Genomic DNA, 22101 nt, shown 5'->3' with positions numbered 1-22101 from the left:
AGCCTCGCCGAAGGAGGGGGGATTTCCAGGACGAGCCAACAGGACGTTGGCGAGCGGGCGTGCCGGGACAGGGATGTCCCGTCACAGCCAGTCCGGCAGGAAAGCCAACCGACTGAGGGAACCCACGAAGTGGGCGATGCGCCTGTCGCAAGCCCGGGTCCCCAGGGCGGCGGCGACTGGCCGCCCTGGGTCGCTCAGCCCGCGACAGCGGGAAAGCGAAACGCCTTTGACCTGGCCGTTGACCTGGCCTTTCGGGTCGCCCCCTACGTCAGGCCACTTCAGCGCACTCGCTGCCCCTGCTCATCGAACACCAGACAATGCGTTGGCGGGATCACCCATTCCACCCGTGTACCGATCTCCCGCTGATGCACTTCGCGCTCCTCCACCACCAGCATCTGCTCATCCCCGGTATTCAGATAGAGATAGTTAGTGTGCCCCAGCAGCTCACAGTAGGTCAGCTCCGCACTGAACTGCGAGGGGCTGGCGCTGTCTTTCACCGGCTGGAAGTGCTCAGGGCGAATACCCAGACGCATTTTCTGCCCTTCGTGGCAGGGGGTATCCAGCGCCAGCGTCAGATTATCAATGCCCAGCGACGGCAGACGCAGTTGCACCTGGCCTTCGCGGGTCGCAACCACCTGGGCATCAATGAAGTTCATTTTTGGCGAACCGATAAACCCGGCGACGAACAGATTGTCCGGGTTGTGATAGAGATCCAGCGGCGTACCCACCTGTTCAATGCGCCCCTGACGCAGCACCACAATGCGATCTGCCAGCGTCATCGCTTCCAGCTGATCGTGGGTCACGTAAATCATCGTATTCCCGAGGGAGGCATGCAGGCGGGCAATCTCAATACGCATTTGAAGGCGCAGCTCCGCATCCAGATTCGACAGAGGTTCATCGAACAGGAAAATACGCGGTTGGCGAATAATGGCACGCCCGATGGCCACACGCTGACGCTGGCCGCCTGAAAGGGCACGTGGATGCCGATCCAGCAGTTCGGTCAGATGCAGTTTTGCCGCGGTTTCGGCAATGGCGCTGGCGATCTCGGCTTTAGGCCGTTTGGCCACCTCAAGTGGATAGGCCAGATTGCCACGCACTGTCATATTCGGGTACAGCGCATAGGACTGAAAGACCATCGCCACACCGCGTTCGGTCGCGTGACGCTGGGTCATATCCTCTTCATCAATCAGCAACTGACCACCGCTGATCTCCTCCAGCCCGGCAATCATTCTCAGCAACGTGGACTTACCGCAGCCAGAGGGGCCGACAAACACCACAAACTCACCGCTGTTAATCGTCAGGTCGATACCTTTGATGACACTGATGTGATCGTAAGACTTTTGAACGTTCTGCAATCGCAAACTGGTCATGAACTGCCTCACTCAAAGTAACTGGCCCATATAAATGGCATTGCTGCGCAGCAGAGGCTGGAAGCCCAGGCGCTGATAGAACGCGCACACCTGTTCATTTTGCAGGCTGACGCCAAGATGCACACCACCGACACCCGCTGCGCGCAGGGCATTCAGCTGATGTTCAATCAGTTTGCGTCCCCAGCCCCCCTTTTGTTGTGCAGGTAACAGATTGATATGGAGATGGGCAGGATAGAGCGTGACCAGTTCCCCGGCGGCAGCATCAGGATGGCGAATACTGTTTAGCACGTTGGCATCCAGCGCAGCCTCAGGCTGACGCTGGCGATATTTTTCCTGTAATTCAGGCCACCATACGTTGTTCAGCGTGGCTTCAAAGGCGCGCGTATCAGGGGCGGCAACCACATAGCCCATCACCTCACCGTCCACATCCAGCACGAACGCGAAGTCGGGCGCAAAGCGCGCATAGGGAACAGCAAAACGTTGCCCGGGGTACTCCGGGTCGGAATAGAGCGCACTGGCATCAACCCCCGCATTCGCCGTTTGCAGGCAAATTTGGTAGAGCGCCGGATAGTCGTCCGGGGTGGCTGCACGGATCACAGGGTCATTATTCATCATCAATTCTCGTTGGTCAGCAGATGAGCAATTTCAACGTTAATGAATGCCGACTTAGTTTTCAAGATGAAATAATTGCGTGACATCACAAAGCAGACGTAATAGTGCATCATTCTGCTCACCGATAACCACGGTCATCCGCCGGGTACGCCTTTAGCGCTGCGGCCTGCGCCTTTCCTGGTGTAGTTGAACCCGCAACGCGACCGGAAAATATATGATTTTCGTATGGTAAAACAGGAGGTTAGTTTTCCCCAATTTTTATCAGCTTAAGATGCTGGCAACAGGGAGATAAGCGGAGTGAATCACAGGCTATCGACCGCGTCTGCGCGATGGCATGCTGAATCGGTGCACAATATGTTGCTTTTATGCACGCGCTCACAGTGCTGTAAATCGCTACAGGCGGTGTTTGACTTTATTTTCCTATTAAAGTAAGTATGAAGGGGTGCATAAATAATCGTAGCTTCAATCTGCGGGATTGGCAGATGTCGACATGAAAGGATGCCCATTCAGTGATGGAGAAACCGAGCACTATGTCTAGTTCATCCGTTCGTTCGTCCCAGTTTCGTACTTCAGTGCGCCTGCTCTCACGTTTGATAGCGGCCGGCGCGCTGGTCGGGTGTATGGCGCAAAGCGCCCATGCCGTCACGCTTAATGAATGGGATATCTATAACTATCCTCAGCAGACCGCCGCAGTAGATGAAGGGATAAAAGAGTTCTCACAGAAAAACCCGTCAATTGTGATCAACCGATCCGTTCACTCGTTTGAAGATACCCGCATCCCGCTCAAGCTGGCGCTCACCGCTGGCGATGGTCCGCAGATTGCCCAGGTCAATCAGGGCGGCGGCGATATGGGGTCATTGGTGAAAGACAAGCTGCTGGTGCCGCTGGACGGTTATGCCAGCACCTATGGCTGGACCAAACGCTTCCCGGATTCCATCCTGAAACGTAACCGCTGGTCCGACACGCAGGACTTCGGCAGCGGTAAGCTGTATGGCGTGGCGAGCCTGGGGGAGATGGTCGGGCTGTATTACAACAAAGCGCTACTGGATAAAGCCGGCATTGCCGTGCCGAAAACGCTTCCCGAACTGGAAAGCGCAATGGCAAAACTGAAAGAGCAGGGCGTGGCCCCGATGATGCTGGGCCTGCTTGATGGCAATATGGGTCAGCAGATGCTGAGTACACTCTGGCAGGCGCAGATCGACAGTAAGGATCGTAAAAAGCTGGATGACCTTATCTATGATGTTGGCGGCACCTTTAAAGATGACAAGCTGAGCCGGGCGGCAACGATGATGAAGGACTGGAACGAGAAAGGATACTTCTTCCCGGGCTTCCAGGGCATCGGTAACGATGATGCCGCAACACTGTTCCAGAACGGGCAGTCGGCCTTCCTGATCAGCGGGACCTGGTATCTCGGCCAGTTTAAAGATAATAAAGATCTCCACTTTGCCGCGATGCCTGCAGGCGAGGGCGTACAGCATGCGCTGATGGTCGGGGGCACCGATTTAGCGTTCTCCGTGACCAGCACGGCGAAGGATAAAGCGCAGCAGGATGCCTCGGCGAAATTTATCGACTATATGGTGTCAGATGCCATGGCCGACCGCTGGTTAAAAGCCGGTTTCCTGCCGGCCAGCTCCAGTAAGAATGCCCAGGTTCCTGCGGATAACGTGCTGCTGAAAGAAGCCTGGCAGGTGTGGTTAACCCTGAATGAGAATGACGGCCTGGGCCATTATGTGGACTGGGCGACGCCGACCATGAACGCGGAGCTGAATCAGAATGTTCAGCTGCTGCTGGGAGGGCGTCAGACGGTCGATAAGATGGTGACCAATTTCGATAATAACTATCAACGCTACCTCAAAAGCATGAAACATTAAGCCGCATTGCCCGGCAATCCTGCCGGGCAGTCAGACGTTCTGGCCTGTGAGTCCGTTTATGTTGAATCTAAGCCCCTGGCGTAATTTTCTTTATCTTCTTCCTGCGGTGCTGGTGTATGGCGTCTTTTTGCTGCTGCCACTGTTGGCCTCGCTGGGTATCAGCTTTACCGAATGGGACGGTACCTCGTCCCCGGTATTTGCCGGTATCAGTAACTATATGCGGATGTTCAGCGATCCGGTGTTCTGGATTGCGCTGGGGAACAACGCCCTGCTGATGCTGTTTTATACGCTGCTGCCTATCGGCATTGGGCTGCTGCTGTGCAGTTTCCTGAATGATATGCGCAGCAATACAGAACGCAGTCTGCTGCGCATCCTGTTCTTCCTGCCGTACATTATGCCGATGGCGGTACTGGGCGTTGTATGGCGCTGGCTGTATAACCCGGCCTTTGGCCCCATCGATCAGCTGTTGCGCGCCATCGGCCTGCCACATCTGGCGCTCTCCTGGCTGGGCGATTTTACCTGGGCGCTGCCCGCCGTTGGTATGGTCGCGACCTGGTATTTCTTCGGCTTTTGTCTGGTGCTGTTTATGGCGGGCCTGCAACGTATGGATCCGTCACTGTTGGAAGCGGCCGATCTTGATGGCTCGTCAAGACGACAAAAGTTTATGCGCATCACGCTGCCGGGGTTAAGACCTGAGGTGCGTATCGCACTGCTGCTGACGGTGATCGCCAGCCTGAAAACGTTCGACATGGTGTATGTGATGACGCAGGGCGGCCCCGGCACCTCGACCATGGTCACCAATATCTTTATGTATAAGCAGGGCTTCGACCTGCACTATTTCGGCTATGCCTCTTCGGTTGCGGTCTTCAGTATGGTGATCGTCTTGCTGATTAACTGGCTGATTCATCTGGCGTTAAAGGAGCGTTAATCATGCACAAAACGCCGGTAAGTTCCCGTGCGCTGATCTGGGTGGTGGCGCTGCTCACCGTGCTGCCGTTTATGCTGGCGCTGCTGACTTCATTTAAAACGCAGATGGAGCTGTTTCAGGGTGTGTTTACGCTGCCTGGCTCTTTCAATGTGAAAAATTACATCACGGCCTGGCAGCAGGGGCATTTTAATGTCTATTTCCTGAACTCTGTGCTGGTGGTGATCCCGGTGGTGGTGTGCAGTATTTTTCTCGGCATTCTGGCGGGGTTTGGGTTCGCCTGGTTGAAGATCCCCGGTAAGAAAATGATTGCCGCGATGTTTGCCCTCGGCATGGTGCTACCGAGCGAGGCGTTTATCATTCCGCTTTACCATGAGTTGCGCTGGATGGGGCTGACCAATACCTATCTGGCGTTGATCATTCCGCAGATCGCGCTGTCGCTGCCGTTTACCACGCTGATGATTGCCAGTGCGTTTCAGCAGGTGCCGAAAGAGCTGGTGGAAGCGGCGGTGATGGACGGCGCATCACGGGTGAAAATTCTCTGGGGGTTGCTGGTGCCCGCCATCGGGCAGACGCTATCAACGCTGGCGCTGCTGCTGTTTATCTGGACGTGGAATGAGTTTTTGATGCCGCTGATTCTGGTGAATAAAGATGAGCTGCGCACGCTACCCATCGGCATGATGTTATTCCAGAACCGCAACACCATTGATATTCCGGTGCTGATGGCCGGCGCGATGATCGTTATCCTGCCGTTGATGGCGGTGTTTTTAATCTTCCAGCGCAAGTTTATCAGCGGCGTGACCGAGGGCGCGGTGAAATAGGGGGCTGATATCCCCCATCCTGTTAACGACCTTTTTCTTTTCTGACTAATGCCGGGTAACTGTATTCCGCCGCGTTCCCGGTGCGGATGTCTAAGACCGTGTAACGGGCATCCGGGAAACGGCCTGCTTTGCCGGTTACCAGCAGGGCGCGGCCGCGCTGATCGTTAAACATCTTTCCCGCAGGGAACCTGGGGGCGTCCGGGTTTTTACAGGGGCAGTCAGAGCGGCATGTCATGATGGTGCCTCGCGATGGCAGAGGGATAACAGGAATAGGTCCGGGTGATATTGTGCCACAGCGGCGGCCAAAACGTCGTGGTGGAACGAGGTTTTTTGGCGCCTATCGGTAAATTTTGCCTGTGGTTAAAACGTGTTAGCCGGATATACTGCGCGCAAACTTATTCAATGACTCTGCGGGTAATGCAAAAAAAATACACTTTCCCTTTGATTGCGCTGCACTGGCTGACGGTGTTTCTGCTGCTTCTGGCTTATGGTTCCATTTTGATCAGCGACTATGCACAGCCGGGAACCTGGCACGGTTATGCTATTGCAGTGACCCACGTGACCGCCGGGGCAACAGTGCTGATTACCATGATCATGCGTTTGATGATCCGTCTGCGCAAACGATCGCCCGCGATTATTCCCGCGCCGAAACGCTGGCATACCGCGCTGAGCCATTTAACCCATACCTGCATTTACGCACTGTTTATTTCCCTGCCCGCGCTGGCACTGACCTCCCATTACTTCTGGGGCGGGGAGTGGAGCCTGTACGGACTGCCGATGCCCGTGGCCGCCGTGCCCGATACTGAACTGTCGGAAACGTTGATCCACTGGCACGCCGTACTGGCGCCCCTCGGCTACTGGCTGATTGGTTTACATGCGCTGGCGGCACTGGTGCATCACTATATTTTTCGTGATAACACCCTGATCAGGATGATGCCATCACGGCAAAAAGGCTGACCGGGTGGCCCGGCCGCCAGAAGACCTGAGCTTATTCCACGGCAGGTTTCACCGCGACATCCCGCTGCGCCCACTCCTCGCTGCTCAGGGTTTTGATATCGAACTGGTCGCGCGTGCGGGTATAGGTGTGCCCGCCCATGCGGCCAACGGCATCCATCAACTGCTGGTCGATGTGCAGGTTTTCCAGGTTAACCGCATCGCTGCGGACATAAACGCCCAACACTTCACCGAGGATAATCTCGCGCGCCGGGCCCACCTGTAAAGTGGTATGGCGACGGCACTCCAGCGCGGCCGGGGCGGCCAGAATCCGCGGACTGCGCACCATTTTACCGGGTGTAGTTTCCAGCCCGGCTAACGCTAGTTCGTCCACCTCAGGACCGAATTTAATCGCGCAGATCTCCATCTGTTCAACCAGTGCATCATCCACGATATGCACTGTAAATTCCCCGGTTTCACGGATATTACGCGCCGTATCTTTAAAACGCATATCCGCATAGTTTTCCACGCCGATGGCGACAATCGCCGGGTCATGCGTCAGTACGTTAAAGAAGCTGAACGGCCCGGCATTGGGCATACCGTCCTTGCTCAGGGTGGTGACCAGCGCGATGGGACGCGGGATTACCGTCCCGATGAGCAGCTTATAGCGATCGCGTTCGCCCAGCTGGGCAAAGTCAAACCAGGTATGTCCCGGCATATTTTTCATTTCAGACTCCGGCAGTTATGCGGTGAGTGTCCAGCGGGGTATGGCGGCTGAGGTTTTCAAACCCCTCTTTCGTGACAACGTAACAATCACCGATATTGCAGCCCGCTGACAGCGGCTCCAGCCACTGTGTGTGCATCACGAAAATCATGCCTTCTTCCAGACGATCGTAGTTATGAGAGGAGATGTTGAAACTGTTCTGACCGCCCGCCATGCCGACCGAATGGCCCAGGTTTGGGTTATGCGGCCCGTGCGTTGCCGGGTAGACGTGCATCAGCCTGCGACCCTGGGCTTCATAATCGGCATCAGGCACATACTGCTGTGGGATCAGACGCGCTGTTCCGTCGGGCATCGGTGACCAGTTATAGGGCATGGTGCGCGCCTCCGGGGAGGTCAGCAGCCCGGCATCAATCATCGGTGCAAACGCCGCGTTGTTAATATCACGCATCAGCGCCCCCGGTTTAATCAGTTTTTCGGCCTGCTTCACGCCAGCGGTACAGGCGGCCAGCACCCGCTCCTGACGTTCAGTTATCTCACCCACCGCAATCATCCGCGCGGTCTGAGCGGTATAGCCGCGCCAGGTCACGTTGGAAATGTACAGATTGATCAGATCGCCCGGCCGCACAACGTGACCATAAGGTTTGCCGCAGTGGGTGCCGAACTCGTTAATGCCAATCTGATAGCCATCACCCGTTTCGCCGCCGAACGCCAGCTGCGCACAGCTGAAGGCCGCATAGATTTCATAATCGGTGACGCCCGGTTTCGTCACGTGATACGCCGCCTGGGTGCCAATGCTGATGAGCTGTGCGGCAGCGCGGAACATCTCAACTTCACGCGGCGAGCGGACCTTCTGCAAACGCTCAAGGATGGCACTATCCTCAACATATTTCGCAGCGGGTGTCAGCGATGCCAGCGCTGCCCAGAAGGTTAACGAGGTCCGATCACCGATTTTGCCCATCTGCGCTTTTGACAGCCCGAAACGGGCCAGCACCTCAGCACATTTTTCTGCCGTTTTGACCACCGAATCGCCGGGGCGGTCAGCGTATTCGCGACCAATCGGGCCAATCTGCCAGATTTCATCAACCAGCAGCGGCTCACCACCGGGGGGAAGCAATACCGACTGCGTGAAAAAGGAGAGCAGTACCAGCGGTTTGTCACTGTCGGTCGGGACGATCAGCACACCTTCACGCATCCAGTCACAGAGATAGCGTAGCCAGGGGTTAGAGGCATGGAACCAGCCAACGCTCCCGGCATGGACGATAATCGCATCATGTCCCGCCTCCACCGCCTGACGACGCACTTTACGCAAACGTTCTTCGAACTCTTCTAACGGTAACGGCAGCGGCGCTGAAAATTCAAAATCCGGCTGGAAATCGGCCAGCAGCGCGCCAATGCGATAGCCAGCGGCCTGAGTCGCACGAGTATTCATAGTCTTTCCTTGTCGTCAAAAAATCAGGGTTGCTGTGGTCGCGGTGCCAGCACGCGCCGGGCGACCAGCAGACCAAGCAGGGTGATCGCGATTAAAATCCCGGAGATGGCCGCAACACGAACGTCGAGCGACTCCTCGATCAGTGCGAACATACGCAGCGGCAAGACGGTGGTGCGGGCATCGGCAAGGAACAGCGAAACCGAGACATTATCCAGAGACTGAATAAACACCAGAAACGCCCCTGCCATAATGCCCGGCATCAGCAGCGGTAAGGTGACGCGGCGCAGCGTCATAAACCAGCTGGCCCCCATCGTGGCCGAGGCTTCCGCCAGCGAAGGGTTCATCCCCTGCGCCACCACCGACACGGCGCGATACATCAGGGGGCCAAACACCACCACATGGCCAAGAATGGTCAGCCACAATGACGGCGGGAAGCCGATAAAATTGGCAACAATCAGCGCAGCCAGCCCGTAGACCAGACTTGGCAGCACCAGCGGTGCCAGCAGCAACGGCTCAATGGTGCTGACATTTCTGCGCTTCATCCGCGTCATACCGATGGTGGCAGGCACGGCGAAGATCAGCGCACCCAGTACGGCCAGGGCGGCGATTTTTAACGAGTTTCCGGCGGCAACGTGCTCCGTGGCTGACCGGACCGGATCTAACAAGGCCTCGTACCAGCGCAGAGAAAAACCCTGCGGCGGGTATTTCAGGGTCTGCCCGGAGGTGAATGACATCATCAGTGCAATCACTATCGGGGCCACCAGATAGATCACGCAAAGCGAGCCAAATCCGTAGACAAAGAGCTTATACAGCAGGCCGGGAACAGGGTTTTCGCGTCGATTAAGCATGACCGTTCAGTCTCCGGTGGCGTGAAATCATCGTGAGTGCGACCAGCAGGCACCCGGTGGACACCAGGAGCACCACAGCAATAGCGGAAGCCAGCGGCCAGTCGAACAGCGTACCCACTTCGCGGTAAATCAGCTGAGGGACATACACATTACGCGCGCCGCCAATCACCGCCTGGGTAACAAATGAACTGCTGGTGCTGGCAAACACCAGTATCCAGCCTGCCAGCAGGCCGGGCAGCATCAACGGCAGCAGCACGGTGACCAAAATTCGCCATGCGCCCGCCCCGGACACCTGAGCCGCTTCGGTCAGTTGATAAGGTGTGCGTGAGAGAATGGCGATCAGCGGCAGAATGATCAGCGGGAGATCAATCTGGCACATCGCCATCACCAGTCCGGTTTCGGTGAACATCAGGCTGGTCGGCATTCCCGTTATCCCCATGGCCATCAGCGCCTCGCTGATCGGCCCCTGGCGGCCAAGGATGACAATCCAGGCAAAGGTGCGTACCACGTTACTGGTCAGCATCGGAATCAGCGTCAGGAAGATCAGCACCTGACGTAAGTGACGCCCGCTGTGCCAGTAAAGCAGGGCAATCGGCACGCCCAGCAGTGTCGTTCCTATGACCGTTTCAATCCCCAGCCTGGCGGTGTTCATCAGCACACGGAAGTTAAAGCTATCACCAAAGAAACGCGCGTAATGGCTTAACGTGACACCGTCACCGGACGTGAAGCTGAAACCAACCAGAACCGCCAGCGGTGTGGCAAAAAAAACCAGTGAAAGCAATAACATGGGGACAACATAAGGAAAGCCGCTCTGTTTCATCACATCACCTTAACCGGCAACCAGGGAATCAAACTGGCGTATCCAGTTATCACGGTTTTTGTTAATCGCAGCCCAGTCCGGGTAGACCAACGATTTCAGCTGCTCACGCGTGACATAGGCAGCTATTGCCGGTGTCAGGGCGACGTTTTTATTGGTCGGGAACATCTCGACGGGGGGTTGCATCAGTGCGGTTTGTGCCGCCTGAGAGATGGCGGCATCCATATAGGCATAGGCCGCATCGAGATTTTTACTGCCTTTGGTGAGATGAATATTCACCGGGGCGGCCGGTGAGCCACTCTCCGGGTGTACGAACTCCGCGTTTAACCCCAGGCTTTTCAGTCGCGCCACATTCCCGGTACTGCACATAAACACGGCAATTTCACCCTGCTGGAACAGCGTCATCTGATGGTTGGTACTGTCAACGATGCTGGTGAGCTGCTCCGGGTGTTCCTTAAACAGTTTAAAGACCGCGGCCATGTCATCCGGGCCTGTCCCGTAAATTTTTGCCAGCTCGGTATACGCCATTACGGCGGTGTTCGAGGCAAATCCGGTCCAGGACACCAGGCCTTTGTATGCCGGATTCTCGAACAGGTCGCGGTAGCCTTTGGGGCGCGGCACCAGGTCGGGATTGTAGGCAATGCCGTTGACCTCAACGGTGACCGTCGGTCCATATTCGCCCTGGAATGCCGGATCAAGCAGGTTCCAGTTTTTCAGGCGTGACGGATCAATTTTCTGGATCAGATCCTTTTCAATAGCGACTGTCATCTGTCCAGGCGACATCAACAGCGTGTCGTAAGGCGGGTTTCCGGGGCTGGCCAGCACTTTTGCCAGCTGGTCCTGGGCCATCGCAGGGGACACCGTCAGGTCATAACCCTCTTTTTTCAATATCGGCGTCAGGATAGTGCGATACGCATCTTCCCAGTTCCCCGGGAACGTCGCGGCGACGGCGGTTCCACTGCCTGCGGCGGCAAGCGCACGCAGTGAAAACGGCAGCATGGCGGAAGCGGCGACACCCGCCATTAACTGACCGAACCGACGACGACTGATTTCTACATTTTTCATAGTGTTCACCTGGGTTATTGATTCATGGGAAGCGGTTCAGCCGGGAAGGCATGACAGCGGGCAGTGTCAATCTCAGCAAAAAGTTGGGATCCGGGTTGGGGGATAAACGTTGATGGTCCTCGTACCTCTGACGCTTTCAGACGAGTGCCGTCTTCCAGTGCCAGGTCATGCAGCAGCGTTGGCCCGAGCGGCACCGATACTGTCATGCGTACGGGCTGGGTGTTTTCCCCAGGCTGCAAACAAAGCCGCACCTCTTCAGGACGGAAAGTCAGCGTCACTTTTGAACCGGTAGTGAAGTTCAGACGGCGCGGCAGGCGCACGGTGCTCTGGTCGGGCAGGCCGATCAATGTGGTGTCGTTATCGAAACGCAGCACGGTCCCTTGCAGCTGATTGGTCTGACCGATAAACGTATTCACGAACAGCGTTTTCGGCTGGTCATAGACCGCCATTGGCGTATCGATCTGTTCGACGTTCCCTTTGTTCATCAGGACCAGACGGCTGGCGAGACTCTGCGCTTCTTCCTGGTCGTGAGTGACAATCAGCGTGGTAATGCCCAGGGTTTTTTGCAGGTGCAGCAACTCAACCTGCAGATCGAAACGCAGCGCCCGATCCAGTGCGCCAAAAGGCTCATCAAGCAGCAGCAGTGAAGGGCGGCCAGCAATGGCGCGGGCCACGGCAACACGCTGCTGCTGGCCACCGGATAGCTCACGCGGCAGGCGATGACCAAACTCGTTCAGTCTCACGAGGGAGAGCATCTCCGCCACGCGTTGCTTACGTTCCGCGCGGGATATCTGCTGACAGGCCAGCGGATAAGCAATGTTCTCTGCCACGGTGAGATGGGGGAACAACGCATAGTTCTGGAATACCATGCCGATGCCGCGAGCCCTGGCTGACACGTTGGCGAGCTCCTGGTCCCCCAGAACAATTTTGCCTGTCTTTGGCTGGATCAGTCCGGCGATGGCTCGCAGCACGGTGGATTTACCGCATCCGCTTGGCCCGAGCAGCGCCACAATTTCACCCGGTTCAATGGTAAATGACACATCACTCACCGCGTTGTTGCCACCGTAACTGTGGGTCAGTCCCTGCACGCTCAGGCGCTTACGTTCAAGGGTATGTTGCTTATCTTGCATAGGGCTTCCCTGGTGATGAGTCGCTGTCATAAGACGAATGGGTTGATGACAAGGAAACTGCAAGCCGTATGCCAGATTGTTGGGGGAAGGGGAGGGAAACTCCATAATGGATTGAAATAAAACAATTATTAATTTAAATCAAAGTTTCGCAACTCTGTGCGAATTAAATTACATCTTATAATTCGAAAGAAAATTCCTTACGTGAAATGACGATTGTGGTGCAGAAAGGGCATTATTTTGGTGCAAATAATCACCAGGATCGCGCAGAAACAGACGATAAAATCCCCTTTTTTCGCAAAATGATCGCCCATAAAGATGACGGAAAGCCCGTTCTGTCAGGTTTCTGACGTACTGACAGTGCAATTACGATGATGTGATATGAATATTTATGCGAAAGTTTGTTATACAAAATAAAATAAAAAATATAGAGATTAATTATCAATGAGATACGTCAAATATCATGACGAAAAAGGGTCGATGGCATAAGGCTTGCAACCTCCTGAGCTATCAGTCAGTGATTTGTTAACCTTAAAGGAATCGTCAATGAAGTTAGGCATCGATGGGTTGAAACTACCCGAAGTTAAAAAACGTGGCCCGCTGGCCAGCCTGGATCATGTTAAGTCACTGGGGCTTCAGGGCATCTTCTTCAGCACGGTGCTGGATATGAGCCCCGATCTGGACAGCGGTTTACTGCGGGATATCCGCGCAAAAGCCGATGAACTGGGTCTGTATCTGGAAAGCGGCCTCGGAAAAATCAACCCTTATTGCAGCGCAGAAGCACCAGAACTGCGGGCCATCGGCAATGGCGATATTATTGCAGGGCTGACCCGCATGATTGAAGCCAGCGCAGCGATTGGCTGCCGGGAAATGTGGGTTTCACCGGGTAATTTTAAACCTGCCTATCCTGGCCGTCTGGCGGCCGACCGTTTCCGTACCGATGTCACATGGGAAGAGCAGCTGGCAGGCATGGCAAATGTCATGCGTAAGCTGGCCCCGGTTGCCCGCGCTCACGGCGTGCATATGAATATCGAGACTCACGATGAGATCACCTCTTTCGAAATACTGCGGATGATTGAGGCCGTAGGGGAAGAGTGCGCGGGGGTGGTGCTGGATACTGCCAATATGCTGCAACGCGGCGAAGACCCGGTGCTGGCCACTCAACGCCTGGCACCCTGGGTGCGTCAGACCCATATTAAAGATGCGTACATTGGACGCGCCCCGGGGGGACTGGATTTTCAGCCGCGCCCATGTGGCAGCGGCGTGGTGGATTTTGCTGCTATTCTGTCGATTCTGGCACAGGTCAACCCACAGCTGAATCTGTCGCTGGAAATCGCCCAATCGACCGACGATAATCGACGCCGTCCTCATCCGCGTCAGTGTATACAGATCGACGATCCGCTGTGGCGTGCCGGGCATCCCGACCTGACGGCCAGCGAACTTGAGGCGTATTTTGCCACCATTGATGCCTGTGCTCAGCGCGTTGCCGCTGGCGAGGTTGAAGACTGGGAAAGTTATGAACGTAGCCGCTACGGTTACCCAAGCTACGAGCATCAGTCTTACGGGTTTAATGAAGCGATTCGTTTTATTCAGCAATCGGCAGCACATATCCGGGCCACCTGTCGCGCTCAGGGCATCGTGTTATAACCCGGTTACGTATCAATATCATTATCACGATATAGAAGGCAGTCACCGTTGTGTTGCGGTAACGTACTCAGCATGCGGTAAGGGTTCAGACAGAGGATGAACAAGCTAATGAAAAAAACGCGTGCCAGAGCGACACCGGCCGCTAGCGCCGACAATCATGATGACGTATCCGAGCGAATTCGCGTCACGCTGGCGGCGGCAATTGGTGAAGGGGCGCTAAAGCCCGGCAGTAAAATTCTTGAAGAAGCTATCGCCGAACATTTCGGCGTGAGCCGGACGGTGGTGCGGGGCGCGCTGGGCGTGCTGGAAAGCGATCATCTGCTGGAGCGCAAAAGAAATCGCGGCACTTTTGTTGCCGAACCGAGCGTTGAGCAGGCCAGGCACTTGTTTGAAGCCCGGCGTCAGTTGGAGGGTATCTTGCTGGCGTTCGTGGTGGATCGGGCCACCCCAGAGCAGCTGGATAGCCTTGAAAAGCTGGCAGATGAAGAAGAACAGATCCATCATCATGGCGACGAGAAATCGAAAACAGTGTTGTCCGGCAAGTTCCATATCGTTCTGGCAGAGCTGGCCGGTAATCCCGTGCTGACCGAGATGCTGACGAAGATTGTTGCGCGGCTCTCGCTGGTGATGTCGCTGTATGAAGAGGACCGCAAGGATGATTGCGGTGCTGACCATCACCGTCAGATTGTCGCGGCGCTTAAAGCGAAAGATTTAGCTAAGGCCCGGGCGTTGATGGACCACCATCTTGCCGATATTGAGGGGCGGGTCCGGCTGACGGAAGGCCATGGTGATCGGCATTCCTTTATGTCGATGCTGGAAAACTTTTCCTGAGCCAATATCACAGTAATGTCACCGTGCGTGTTGATACTGGTTGCTGGCTCTCCAACGGATAACGGGGTTCTGACGATGACGGAGAACATTTCTGCTCAGTGCCACTGCGGTGCGGTGGCCTTTAACGTGACGCTTATTGATGGCCTGAATAGCGCGCGGCGCTGCAACTGCACTTTTTGCCGGATGCGGGGCGCCGTGGTGGTGTTTGCTTCAGCAATCGATGTGATAAAGGGCAAAGAAGCGCTGACGGAGTATCGGTTTAACAGCCGGGAAGTGGCGCACTATTTCTGTTCTGTCTGCGGCATCTATACCTTCCATCAGAGCCGCTCGAATCCTCATCAGTACGGGGTCAATGCGGCCTGCCTCGAAGGCGTATCGCCGTTTGATTTTACCGCTTTGAATGTCACAGATGGAGTAAATCATCCGAAGGATGGCGGTGCAGGCGGGGTGGCGGGAGTGTTATCGTACGTCCCCCGTGAGAGGAAATAACGCAGGCGTCGAGAAAAAGGGTAAGCGGCATGGATCCGCTTACCCACAGGGGTTACTGAACGTCGAAACGATCCAGATTCATGACTTTCGTCCAGGCAGCGACGAAATCGAGCACAAACTGATGCTGGTAACTGTCACTGGCATACACTTCTGCCAGTGAACGCAGTATCGCGTTGGAACCAAACACCAGATCTGCACGTGTTGCGGTGTATTTCAGCTGACCAGTGTTACGATCGTGCCCTTCATAGTGTTCTTTAGCGTCATCACTGGCGCGCCAGACGGTGCCCATATCTAACAGATTGACAAAGAAATCATTGCTGAGCACACCCACACGGTCGGTAAACACACCGTGCTGCGTGTTATCGACGTTCGCCCCGATCACACGCAGCCCACCGATTAACACCGTCAATTCAGGTGCGGTCAGCGTAAGTTGCTGCGCTTTGTCGATCAGCATATTTTCTGTCGATGCACTGCTTCTGCCACTTTTGTAGTTACGGAAACCGTCAGCAACCGGTTCAAGTACCGCAAAGGAAGCCACATCCGTTTGCTCAATGCGCGCATCCACCCGGCCAGGTAAGAAGGGCACATCAATCAGGACGCCCGCAGCTGCGGCCGCTTTTTCAACGCCCACGGTACCTGCCAGAACAATCGTGTCGGCGAGAGAGAGCTTCCCTGACTGCTGTTGAATCGCCTCAAGCTGAGGTAGCACACGACTGGCGATACGGTTAACTTCCCAGTGACGTTGCGGCTCAAGGGCCAGACGCGCACCGTTGGCACCACCGCGTTTATCGCCACCGCGGAAGGTGGAAGCAGAGGCCCACGCCACTGATACCAGCTCACTCACCGAAAGAGAGGAGTCCGCAATCCGCTTTTTCACCGCGGCAATATCCGCAGGCACCGGGTGATGCACCGCAGCAGGCAACGGATCCTGCCAGATAAAATCTTCCGCCGGGATTTCAGGCCCCAGATAGATACTTTTCGGCCCCAGATCGCGGTGGGTCAGTTTGAACCAGGCGCGGGCGAAGGCGTCATTGAACGCATTGTGATCGTTCAGGAAACGACGTGAGATTTTCTCAAACTCAGGGTCAAAACGTAACGTCAGGTCGGTTACCAGCATCGTCGGTTTACGTTTTTTCGTTGCATCAAACGGATCGGGGATCAGGTCTTCCGCATCTTTAGCTTCAAACTGGATCGCGCCCGCCGGGCTGCGGGTCTGCACCCACTCATATTTGAACAGGTTCTCGAAAAAGTAATGGCTCCAGTGCATTGGCGTCTGGCTCCAGATCACTTCCAGACCTGAGGTGATGCTGTCCGCGCCGATGCCCGAACCGTGAGTACTGACCCAGCCAAGTCCCTGCTGCTCAAGCGATGCCGCTTCAGGTTCAGCGCCAACGTGGGTCGCTTCGCCCGCGCCGTGGGTTTTGCCCAGCGTATGGCCACCGGCAATCAGGGCAACGATCTCTTCGTCATCCATCGCCATATTGCCGAAGGTTGCCCTGATGGCCGCCGCTGCCGAGGCCGGGTCGCCGCTGGCGTTCGGGCCTTCAGGGTTAACGTAAATCAGCCCCATTTCAGTGGCAGACAGAGGATTGCTGGCGAGACTTTCCGGGTGACGGTGCGTCAGCCATTCTTTTTCATCGCCCCAGTTCACGTCCAGATCGGGTTCCCAGACATCCTGGCGGCCCGCCGCAAAGCCAATCGTCTGGAAACCGGAGTTTTCCAGTGCCACATTCCCCGCCAGAATAATCAGGTCAGCCCAGGAGATCTGTTGACCGTATTTTTGCTTCACCGGCCACAGCAGACGTCGTGCTTTATCCAGACTGACGTTATCCGGCCAGGAGTTGAGCGGGGCGAAACGCTGCTGACCGCGCCCGGCACCGCCACGACCATCCACCATGCGGTAGGTGCCAGCACTGTGCCAGGCCATACGAATAAACAGCCCGGCATAATTACCCCAGTCAGCGGGCCACCACGGCTGAGAATCGGTCAGTAATGCTTTGAGATCGGCTTTAAGGGCAGGGTAATCAAGCTTCTTGAATTCTTCACGATAGTTAAAATCAACGCCGAGGGGATTGGAACGGTTGGAATGCTGGCTCAGAAGATCGACTCTTAGCTGTTTTGGCCACCAGTCATTGCTACTGGTGCCACTGCCTGCAATGGGTTTGGCGGCTCCCGCGTGGAAAGGACACTGCGCGGCTGAAGCATTTGGGTTTTCCGACGATTGGCTCATTTCTCTATCCACCTTTTTATTGTGTGGTTTTAAAATAGTGCATTCTGAGCTTGCGGTACATCTGGATAACCCTATTAATGTGATAGAGAATAAGTACGTGGCTAACAAAGGGGCTGAGTGGCCACGTTGCCGATGGCCACTTAAAGTAAGTTAGTGTTTTTCACCCACAGGCAGGATGCTGCGACCGAATTGCTCATTCAGCACTTCAGCCATCGCCAGATAAAACGCGCTGCCTCCGCAGACAACACCAATCCAGCCAGCAACGTGAATGATCGCCGGGTTATCCACCAGATGGCCAATCGCCAGCAGGGCGAACAGCACGGTCAGGCTGAAGAACACACATTGAAGTGCGCGGTTGCCTGCCAGGGTGCCGAAGAACATGAATAACGTAAACACGCCCCACAGACCCAGATACGCCCCGAGGAAATGCCCGTTTACTGCCTCTGTCAGACCCATTTTCGGCATCAGTAAAATCGCGACCAGCGTCAGCCAGAAGCAACCGTAAGAGGTAAATGCGGTTAAACCGAAGGTGTTGCCTTTTTTATATTCCAGCAGACCCGCGAATATTTGCGCGATGCCGCCATAAAAGATGCCCATTGCCAGGATAATAACATCCATTGGGAAAAACCCTATATTATGCAGGTTCAGCAAAATGGTGGTCATGCCAAACCCCATCAGGCCTAGCGGAGCCGGATTAGCTAACTTAACGGTGCCCATAAATCCCCAGAAATATTGATTAAGATGTTGAAAGGGTTCAACCCTCGCCAGCACTCCCTGGCAGGGCGCGAGATCATAATCAGAGCACATCAAAGCTTCTTTGATCTAAAGAGGGTGAAACTCACTATTTATATTCTTATATGCTGCTGGGTATCTCAGCCAGTGAAATAGGTGCGTATAAAATAGATTGAGACTCAGGCCATCGTTCTTTTCATCGCCAACCGATGCCCATGGCGGAAGAACAGCAACCCGGCCGCGGAGAAACCGATCAGGGCAATAAACATGACCGGTGGAGGGGTATAGCTGAGTAAGAATCCACACAGTACGGGGTTAACGGCACCGCCGATATTGCTCAGGTTCTGTACACCGTAGTAACTGCCTTTCATATTATCGGGCGCGATGAAATCGATGAACATATATTCCACGGGGATTACAATCAGCTCGCCGAAACTGAAAATCACCATCGCTATCATCCAGAGCAGTATCGAAGGCCCCGCGAGCATAAAGCCGGCCAGACCGAGGATAAAGAATAACGTGCCGAAAAATAACCATCTCAGCAGGTTGTCCTGTTTCATGCGGCTGCTCATCACGTACTGAAAGGCAATAACAATCACCGCGTTGGTGATCATAATGGCGCCAATCACTTTATAGGCGTAAGCGGCATCCGCGATAATAATCAGGTACTGCGACAGATATCCGGTGAACTGACCAAAAACAATCGCACCGAAGGTGCTGCCCAGCGTGAAATAGATCAGGCAGCGATCACGCATCAAGATGGATAAAGTCTGGCGTAAGTCGGGTTTTTCCAGTGGTTTCAGCTCAACATCGTTACGCGCAGGGCTGTTGGGGATATTGCGTAATCCCACCATCAGCGCAATAACCGTGACCAGCGCCAGAGTGCCCGAAATCATAAACGGTAGCGTTGGATCAAACCCCGCCAGCCAGACACCTAATGAAGAGCCAACGGCCCAGCCCACATTGATCAGCGTGTAGTTCATCGAGAATGCTTTGACACGTTTCTCGACGGGAAGCCACGCGGCAATGCAGGCTTTGATGGTGATGCTCAGTAGCGCATAGGATGCGTTGAGCAGGGCGATTACCACGACCACACTGCCGACCTCTGGCAGTAGCGGCAGCAAGAAAAAACTGAGGGCGAACAGACTGATAGAGAAACCAATCAACAAGCGGTGGCTGAATTTATCGACCAGGTAGCCACCGTAGAGACTGCTGAAAATACCGATAGCAAGGCTTGCCCCCATAATGATGCCGACACTTTTGGGCAGCAGATGATAGTGCTCGGTGAGGTAAATAGTCAGAAAGGGCAGCGTGACCCCACGGCCAATTGTCAGCACCAGTGAGCCAGCAAGCAGGGCAAGAATAATTGGCGGCATTCCTTTCATTTATTACATTCATCCATCAATTTATTAACAACCAGACCCGTTACTCTACTCTGTTATCAGGCATTTTTTGTATCGTAAAACCATAATGTTTCAAGGTGTTAACTGGAGAAAAAACTATAGAAATATCTTATTCCAGTGGGGAATACTGCGCTGACGCCAGGCGTTCCCGCTCTCCCTTTTTCAGGGCATGATGAGCGGGGTGCCGGTATTACTTCTTACGCGTCAAGGTGATACGGGTCAGTTCCGATGGGCGACCGACCCTCACCGCCATACCGGGCCAAAGGCCGGTACCGTTATTCACGTACAGCTGCATGCCATCCACATCATAACGGCCTGAAACAAAACCATTATTGGGTTTGGCAAACAGCCGATCGAATCCCCAGATTAAGCCGCCGTGCGTATGGCCTGAAAGCTGGATATCGACGCCCTGTGTGGCATTTTCACGCGCATTTTTGGGCTGATGATCGAGTAACACAATCGGTGCGTTTTCCGGTGCGCCTGCTAATGCTTGGGTGAGATCAGGACCATCAGCACCTCGTGCGGTGGCTGACGCATCGGTCAGGCCGGCGATCACCAGTTTTGCCTCTCCGCGGGCGATCACCTTGTGGCGGTTGAGCAGGGGATCTAACCCTAAGGAAGCCAGATGCTCCGTCCACGCCTGTTGTTCGAAGAAGTATTCGTGGTTGCCGGTGATGGCCAGTACGCCATCCGGGGCATGCAAACCGCGCAGCGGTTCGACATCGTTACGGCGGTTTTCCAGGGTGCCATCAATAACATCACCGGTGATGACGATCAGGTCCACATTCAGCGACATTGCCTGTTTCACCATGGACGCCGTCCAGCTGGCATTGAAAAGCCGGGTGATGTGCAAATCGGTGAGCTGGAGCAGTTGATAACCTTCAAATGCCTGCGGCAAATTGGCGACCTCAAGAGTGACATCTTTCAGCGCGGGAACGCGGGTGGCCTGTTGAACGCCATACGTAGCCAGACCCATGGCAAACAGTGCAGCCAGGTAACGAATGCCAGGCGCAATCTCCAGCGGATGCCTGACAATCAGTGAAATCAGTGCGACCACATCAATCACCAACTGCGTGAGCGCGAGGAACAGCACCGCACTGAACGCCCAGTTGAAGAGAATAATCACCATGCGCGGCATTTCAGGCGCAAAAATGCTGCCAGAGGTGAACCGGCTAACCAGCAGATACTGAGAAGCCAGCAGCACCAGCAGCGATAACAGGATTTTTAGAGCAATGGGCATGGAAAGCGGGATAAGAAAACGGGCGATAACATACCAACTCGGTATGCTGAAGATAAGGTGAAACATGTCAATATTCCCTTAAAAAGTGGTGCACGATAATGCAAAGATGAAATGAAAAGCATCTGTCACTGAACAATCTGAAAAGTTGTAGCATAGATCCCGTATTAATCTAAGTGCTAAGGTCATTACACAGAGCAAAAGGAGGAGGGTACTCATGCGGACCGTGACTGTGACCGCTTACGACAAGCGGTGGCCCGATCTATTCGAGGCAGAAAGCGCGCTATTACTGGCCACCCTGGGCAATATTATTTTCCGCATTCACCACATTGGCAGCACGTCTGTACCCGAGCTGGCAGCAAAACCCGTCATAGACATATTGTTAGAGGTGAATGGGCTGACAGAACTGGATAACGCCAATGCTGCAATGAAGCTCAATGGCTACACAGCCCGTGGTGAAAATGGCATCCCAAATCGTCGATATTTCACTAAAGGTGGCGATCAACGCAGTCATCAGGTTCATGCTTTTGCTGTAGGCGACAGCCAAATCATAAAGCATCTGGCGTTCCGGGATTATCTGATCAACAACAAGGACGCAGCAGAAGAGTATGCCGAAATAAAACGTGCTGCGGTGCTGGCAAGTGGCAACGATGTTCATCGTTACAGTGCTTTCAAGACGGCGTTTATTGAACACCATCTTCGGTTGGCACTTACTGGCGCTGAGTGTTCAGCCAGTCACACCAAGCCTTAGCTGTGAGTTTCATCAGTGGAGAGAGAGCTTCAGACGCCATAAGTGAACAGCAGAGGATGAACCGCGGATAAACATCAGATTCAACGTACCGCTACGTTGGTGCGCATAATGTATATTATGTTAAATTGAATATCAGGAGGCACTCCCGCTGGTTGCAACCGGCTCGCCTTCTTTTCCTGACTGAATCTACATCTACTCATCTCTCTGAGCCAACGGTATGCCAATGTGGCGCTACGTGA

Annotated in this window: 21 protein-coding genes; 8 read left to right on the top strand and 13 right to left on the bottom strand. The window is 54.7% G+C overall.

The window, feature by feature from the left end; genetic code table 11:
* Positions 1-278: 278 nt before the first annotated feature.
* Both ugpC and HHI26_RS02275 read right to left on the bottom strand, forming a co-directional pair.
* A complete protein-coding gene (ugpC, locus tag HHI26_RS02280) occupies positions 279-1370 on the bottom strand; it encodes a sn-glycerol-3-phosphate ABC transporter ATP-binding protein UgpC (RefSeq protein ID WP_171148524.1) in 1092 nt (363 codons plus the stop codon).
* Between the two features lie 12 nt (positions 1371-1382).
* The gene (locus tag HHI26_RS02275) at positions 1383-1982 is read right to left on the bottom strand and encodes a GNAT family N-acetyltransferase (protein WP_171148686.1); all 600 of its coding nucleotides are present in this window, start codon (positions 1980-1982) and stop codon (positions 1383-1385) included.
* Positions 1983-2512: 530 nt separating this feature from the next.
* On the opposite strand from HHI26_RS02275, the gene HHI26_RS02270 reads away from it, so the two are divergent.
* From HHI26_RS02270 to HHI26_RS02260, 3 genes are read left to right on the top strand one after another with little or no spacing between them, the layout of a single operon-like run.
* A complete protein-coding gene (locus tag HHI26_RS02270) occupies positions 2513-3853 on the top strand; it encodes an extracellular solute-binding protein (protein WP_171148523.1) in 1341 nt (446 codons plus the stop codon).
* 58 nt (positions 3854-3911) lie between these two features.
* A complete protein-coding gene (locus tag HHI26_RS02265; protein ID WP_171148522.1) occupies positions 3912-4781 on the top strand; it encodes a sugar ABC transporter permease in 870 nt (289 codons plus the stop codon).
* 2 nt (positions 4782-4783) lie between these two features.
* On the top strand, positions 4784-5599 hold the full coding sequence (locus HHI26_RS02260; RefSeq protein WP_171148521.1) for a carbohydrate ABC transporter permease: 816 nt from the start codon (positions 4784-4786) through the stop codon (positions 5597-5599).
* Between the two features lie 22 nt (positions 5600-5621).
* Here HHI26_RS02260 and HHI26_RS02255 read toward each other — a convergent pair whose 3' ends face one another.
* Positions 5622-5771, bottom strand: a complete 150-nt coding sequence (locus HHI26_RS02255) for a hypothetical protein (RefSeq protein WP_159338149.1) — start codon at positions 5769-5771, stop codon at positions 5622-5624.
* Between the two features lie 245 nt (positions 5772-6016).
* On the opposite strand from HHI26_RS02255, the gene HHI26_RS02250 reads away from it, so the two are divergent.
* A complete protein-coding gene (locus HHI26_RS02250; protein ID WP_133846547.1) occupies positions 6017-6556 on the top strand; it encodes a cytochrome b/b6 domain-containing protein in 540 nt (179 codons plus the stop codon).
* A 31-nt stretch (positions 6557-6587) separates the two neighbouring features.
* Here HHI26_RS02250 and HHI26_RS02245 read toward each other — a convergent pair whose 3' ends face one another.
* Genes HHI26_RS02245 through HHI26_RS02220 form a run of 6 tightly spaced genes read right to left on the bottom strand, consistent with a single transcriptional unit; the run spans position 6588 to position 12545 of the window.
* Entirely contained in the window at positions 6588-7259 is a 672-nt protein-coding gene (locus HHI26_RS02245) for a flavin reductase family protein (RefSeq protein WP_197931277.1), read from the bottom strand.
* Position 7260: 1 nt separating this feature from the next.
* Positions 7261-8685, bottom strand: coding sequence for a Xaa-Pro peptidase family protein (locus HHI26_RS02240; protein ID WP_159338148.1), 1425 nt, complete (start codon positions 8683-8685; stop codon positions 7261-7263).
* 23 nt (positions 8686-8708) lie between these two features.
* A complete protein-coding gene (locus HHI26_RS02235; protein WP_133846549.1) occupies positions 8709-9533 on the bottom strand; it encodes an ABC transporter permease in 825 nt (274 codons plus the stop codon).
* Positions 9526-10353 (bottom strand): ABC transporter permease, encoded by an 828-nt coding sequence (locus HHI26_RS02230; protein WP_159338147.1) that lies wholly within the window; start codon positions 10351-10353, stop codon positions 9526-9528. Before HHI26_RS02230 ends, HHI26_RS02235 begins: the two co-directional genes overlap by 8 nt.
* Positions 10354-10362: 9 nt before the next feature.
* Positions 10363-11415: an extracellular solute-binding protein gene (locus HHI26_RS02225; RefSeq protein WP_171148520.1), complete on the bottom strand. Its 1053-nt coding sequence runs from the start codon at positions 11413-11415 to the stop codon at positions 10363-10365.
* A 14-nt stretch (positions 11416-11429) separates the two neighbouring features.
* On the bottom strand, positions 11430-12545 hold the full coding sequence (locus HHI26_RS02220) for an ABC transporter ATP-binding protein (protein ID WP_197931278.1): 1116 nt from the start codon (positions 12543-12545) through the stop codon (positions 11430-11432).
* Positions 12546-13088: 543 nt separating this feature from the next.
* Between HHI26_RS02220 and HHI26_RS02215 the strand changes: the two genes are divergently transcribed.
* From HHI26_RS02215 to HHI26_RS02205, 3 genes are all read left to right on the top strand, one after another.
* Complete coding sequence (locus tag HHI26_RS02215) at positions 13089-14189, top strand: sugar phosphate isomerase/epimerase family protein (RefSeq protein ID WP_133846553.1); 1101 nt, start codon at positions 13089-13091, stop codon at positions 14187-14189.
* Positions 14190-14297: 108 nt separating this feature from the next.
* Positions 14298-15020: a GntR family transcriptional regulator gene (locus HHI26_RS02210; protein ID WP_171148519.1), complete on the top strand. Its 723-nt coding sequence runs from the start codon at positions 14298-14300 to the stop codon at positions 15018-15020.
* A gap of 75 nt (positions 15021-15095) precedes the next feature.
* Positions 15096-15509 (top strand): GFA family protein, encoded by a 414-nt coding sequence (locus tag HHI26_RS02205; protein WP_171148518.1) that lies wholly within the window; start codon positions 15096-15098, stop codon positions 15507-15509.
* 52 nt (positions 15510-15561) lie between these two features.
* On the opposite strand, the gene katG is transcribed toward HHI26_RS02205, so the two are convergent.
* The 4 genes from katG to HHI26_RS02185 form a co-directional block, all read right to left on the bottom strand.
* The gene (katG, locus tag HHI26_RS02200; protein ID WP_171148517.1) at positions 15562-17739 is read right to left on the bottom strand and encodes a catalase/peroxidase HPI; all 2178 of its coding nucleotides are present in this window, start codon (positions 17737-17739) and stop codon (positions 15562-15564) included.
* Between the two features lie 150 nt (positions 17740-17889).
* Positions 17890-18456, bottom strand: coding sequence for an acetate uptake transporter (gene satP / locus HHI26_RS02195; RefSeq protein ID WP_159338143.1), 567 nt, complete (start codon positions 18454-18456; stop codon positions 17890-17892).
* A gap of 194 nt (positions 18457-18650) precedes the next feature.
* Positions 18651-19856 (bottom strand): MFS transporter, encoded by a 1206-nt coding sequence (locus HHI26_RS02190; RefSeq protein WP_167863957.1) that lies wholly within the window; start codon positions 19854-19856, stop codon positions 18651-18653.
* A 208-nt stretch (positions 19857-20064) separates the two neighbouring features.
* On the bottom strand, positions 20065-21180 hold the full coding sequence (locus HHI26_RS02185) for a metallophosphoesterase (protein ID WP_133846559.1): 1116 nt from the start codon (positions 21178-21180) through the stop codon (positions 20065-20067).
* A gap of 148 nt (positions 21181-21328) precedes the next feature.
* On the opposite strand from HHI26_RS02185, the gene HHI26_RS02180 reads away from it, so the two are divergent.
* The gene (locus tag HHI26_RS02180; RefSeq protein ID WP_159338140.1) at positions 21329-21862 is read left to right on the top strand and encodes a GrpB family protein; all 534 of its coding nucleotides are present in this window, start codon (positions 21329-21331) and stop codon (positions 21860-21862) included.
* Positions 21863-22101: the final 239 nt, after the last annotated feature.

It is taken from the genome of Erwinia sp. JH02, assembly GCF_013074405.1.
GTDB lineage: Bacteria > Pseudomonadota > Gammaproteobacteria > Enterobacterales > Enterobacteriaceae > Erwinia > Erwinia rhapontici.
Note: the sequence above shows the minus strand (reverse complement) of the source record. Positions and strands in the feature narration are given on the sequence as shown.

Excerpts from the sequence above, each read along its gene's own strand:
- HHI26_RS02275 (WP_171148686.1), bottom strand. The coding sequence starts at position 1,982 with ATGAATAATGACCCTGTGATCCGTGCAGCCACCCCGGACGACTATCCG.
- ugpC (WP_171148524.1), bottom strand. The coding sequence starts at position 1,370 with ATGACCAGTTTGCGATTGCAGAACGTTCAAAAGTCTTACGATCACATC.
- HHI26_RS02265 (WP_171148522.1), top strand. The coding sequence starts at position 3,912 with ATGTTGAATCTAAGCCCCTGGCGTAATTTTCTTTATCTTCTTCCTGCG.
- katG (WP_171148517.1), bottom strand. The coding sequence starts at position 17,739 with ATGAGCCAATCGTCGGAAAACCCAAATGCTTCAGCCGCGCAGTGTCCT.
- HHI26_RS02270 (WP_171148523.1), top strand. The coding sequence starts at position 2,513 with ATGTCTAGTTCATCCGTTCGTTCGTCCCAGTTTCGTACTTCAGTGCGC.
- HHI26_RS02190 (WP_167863957.1), bottom strand. The coding sequence starts at position 19,856 with ATGAAAGGAATGCCGCCAATTATTCTTGCCCTGCTTGCTGGCTCACTG.
- HHI26_RS02235 (WP_133846549.1), bottom strand. The coding sequence starts at position 9,533 with ATGCTTAATCGACGCGAAAACCCTGTTCCCGGCCTGCTGTATAAGCTC.
- HHI26_RS02220 (WP_197931278.1), bottom strand. The coding sequence starts at position 12,545 with ATGCAAGATAAGCAACATACCCTTGAACGTAAGCGCCTGAGCGTGCAG.
- HHI26_RS02210 (WP_171148519.1), top strand. The coding sequence starts at position 14,298 with ATGAAAAAAACGCGTGCCAGAGCGACACCGGCCGCTAGCGCCGACAAT.
- HHI26_RS02185 (WP_133846559.1), bottom strand. The coding sequence starts at position 21,180 with ATGTTTCACCTTATCTTCAGCATACCGAGTTGGTATGTTATCGCCCGT.
- HHI26_RS02250 (WP_133846547.1), top strand. The coding sequence starts at position 6,017 with ATGCAAAAAAAATACACTTTCCCTTTGATTGCGCTGCACTGGCTGACG.
- HHI26_RS02240 (WP_159338148.1), bottom strand. The coding sequence starts at position 8,685 with ATGAATACTCGTGCGACTCAGGCCGCTGGCTATCGCATTGGCGCGCTG.
- satP (WP_159338143.1), bottom strand. The coding sequence starts at position 18,456 with ATGGGCACCGTTAAGTTAGCTAATCCGGCTCCGCTAGGCCTGATGGGG.
- HHI26_RS02255 (WP_159338149.1), bottom strand. The coding sequence starts at position 5,771 with ATGTTTAACGATCAGCGCGGCCGCGCCCTGCTGGTAACCGGCAAAGCA.
- HHI26_RS02230 (WP_159338147.1), bottom strand. The coding sequence starts at position 10,353 with ATGAAACAGAGCGGCTTTCCTTATGTTGTCCCCATGTTATTGCTTTCA.
- HHI26_RS02225 (WP_171148520.1), bottom strand. The coding sequence starts at position 11,415 with ATGAAAAATGTAGAAATCAGTCGTCGTCGGTTCGGTCAGTTAATGGCG.
- HHI26_RS02215 (WP_133846553.1), top strand. The coding sequence starts at position 13,089 with ATGAAGTTAGGCATCGATGGGTTGAAACTACCCGAAGTTAAAAAACGT.
- HHI26_RS02245 (WP_197931277.1), bottom strand. The coding sequence starts at position 7,259 with ATGAAAAATATGCCGGGACATACCTGGTTTGACTTTGCCCAGCTGGGC.
- HHI26_RS02180 (WP_159338140.1), top strand. The coding sequence starts at position 21,329 with ATGCGGACCGTGACTGTGACCGCTTACGACAAGCGGTGGCCCGATCTA.
- HHI26_RS02260 (WP_171148521.1), top strand. The coding sequence starts at position 4,784 with ATGCACAAAACGCCGGTAAGTTCCCGTGCGCTGATCTGGGTGGTGGCG.
- HHI26_RS02205 (WP_171148518.1), top strand. The coding sequence starts at position 15,096 with ATGACGGAGAACATTTCTGCTCAGTGCCACTGCGGTGCGGTGGCCTTT.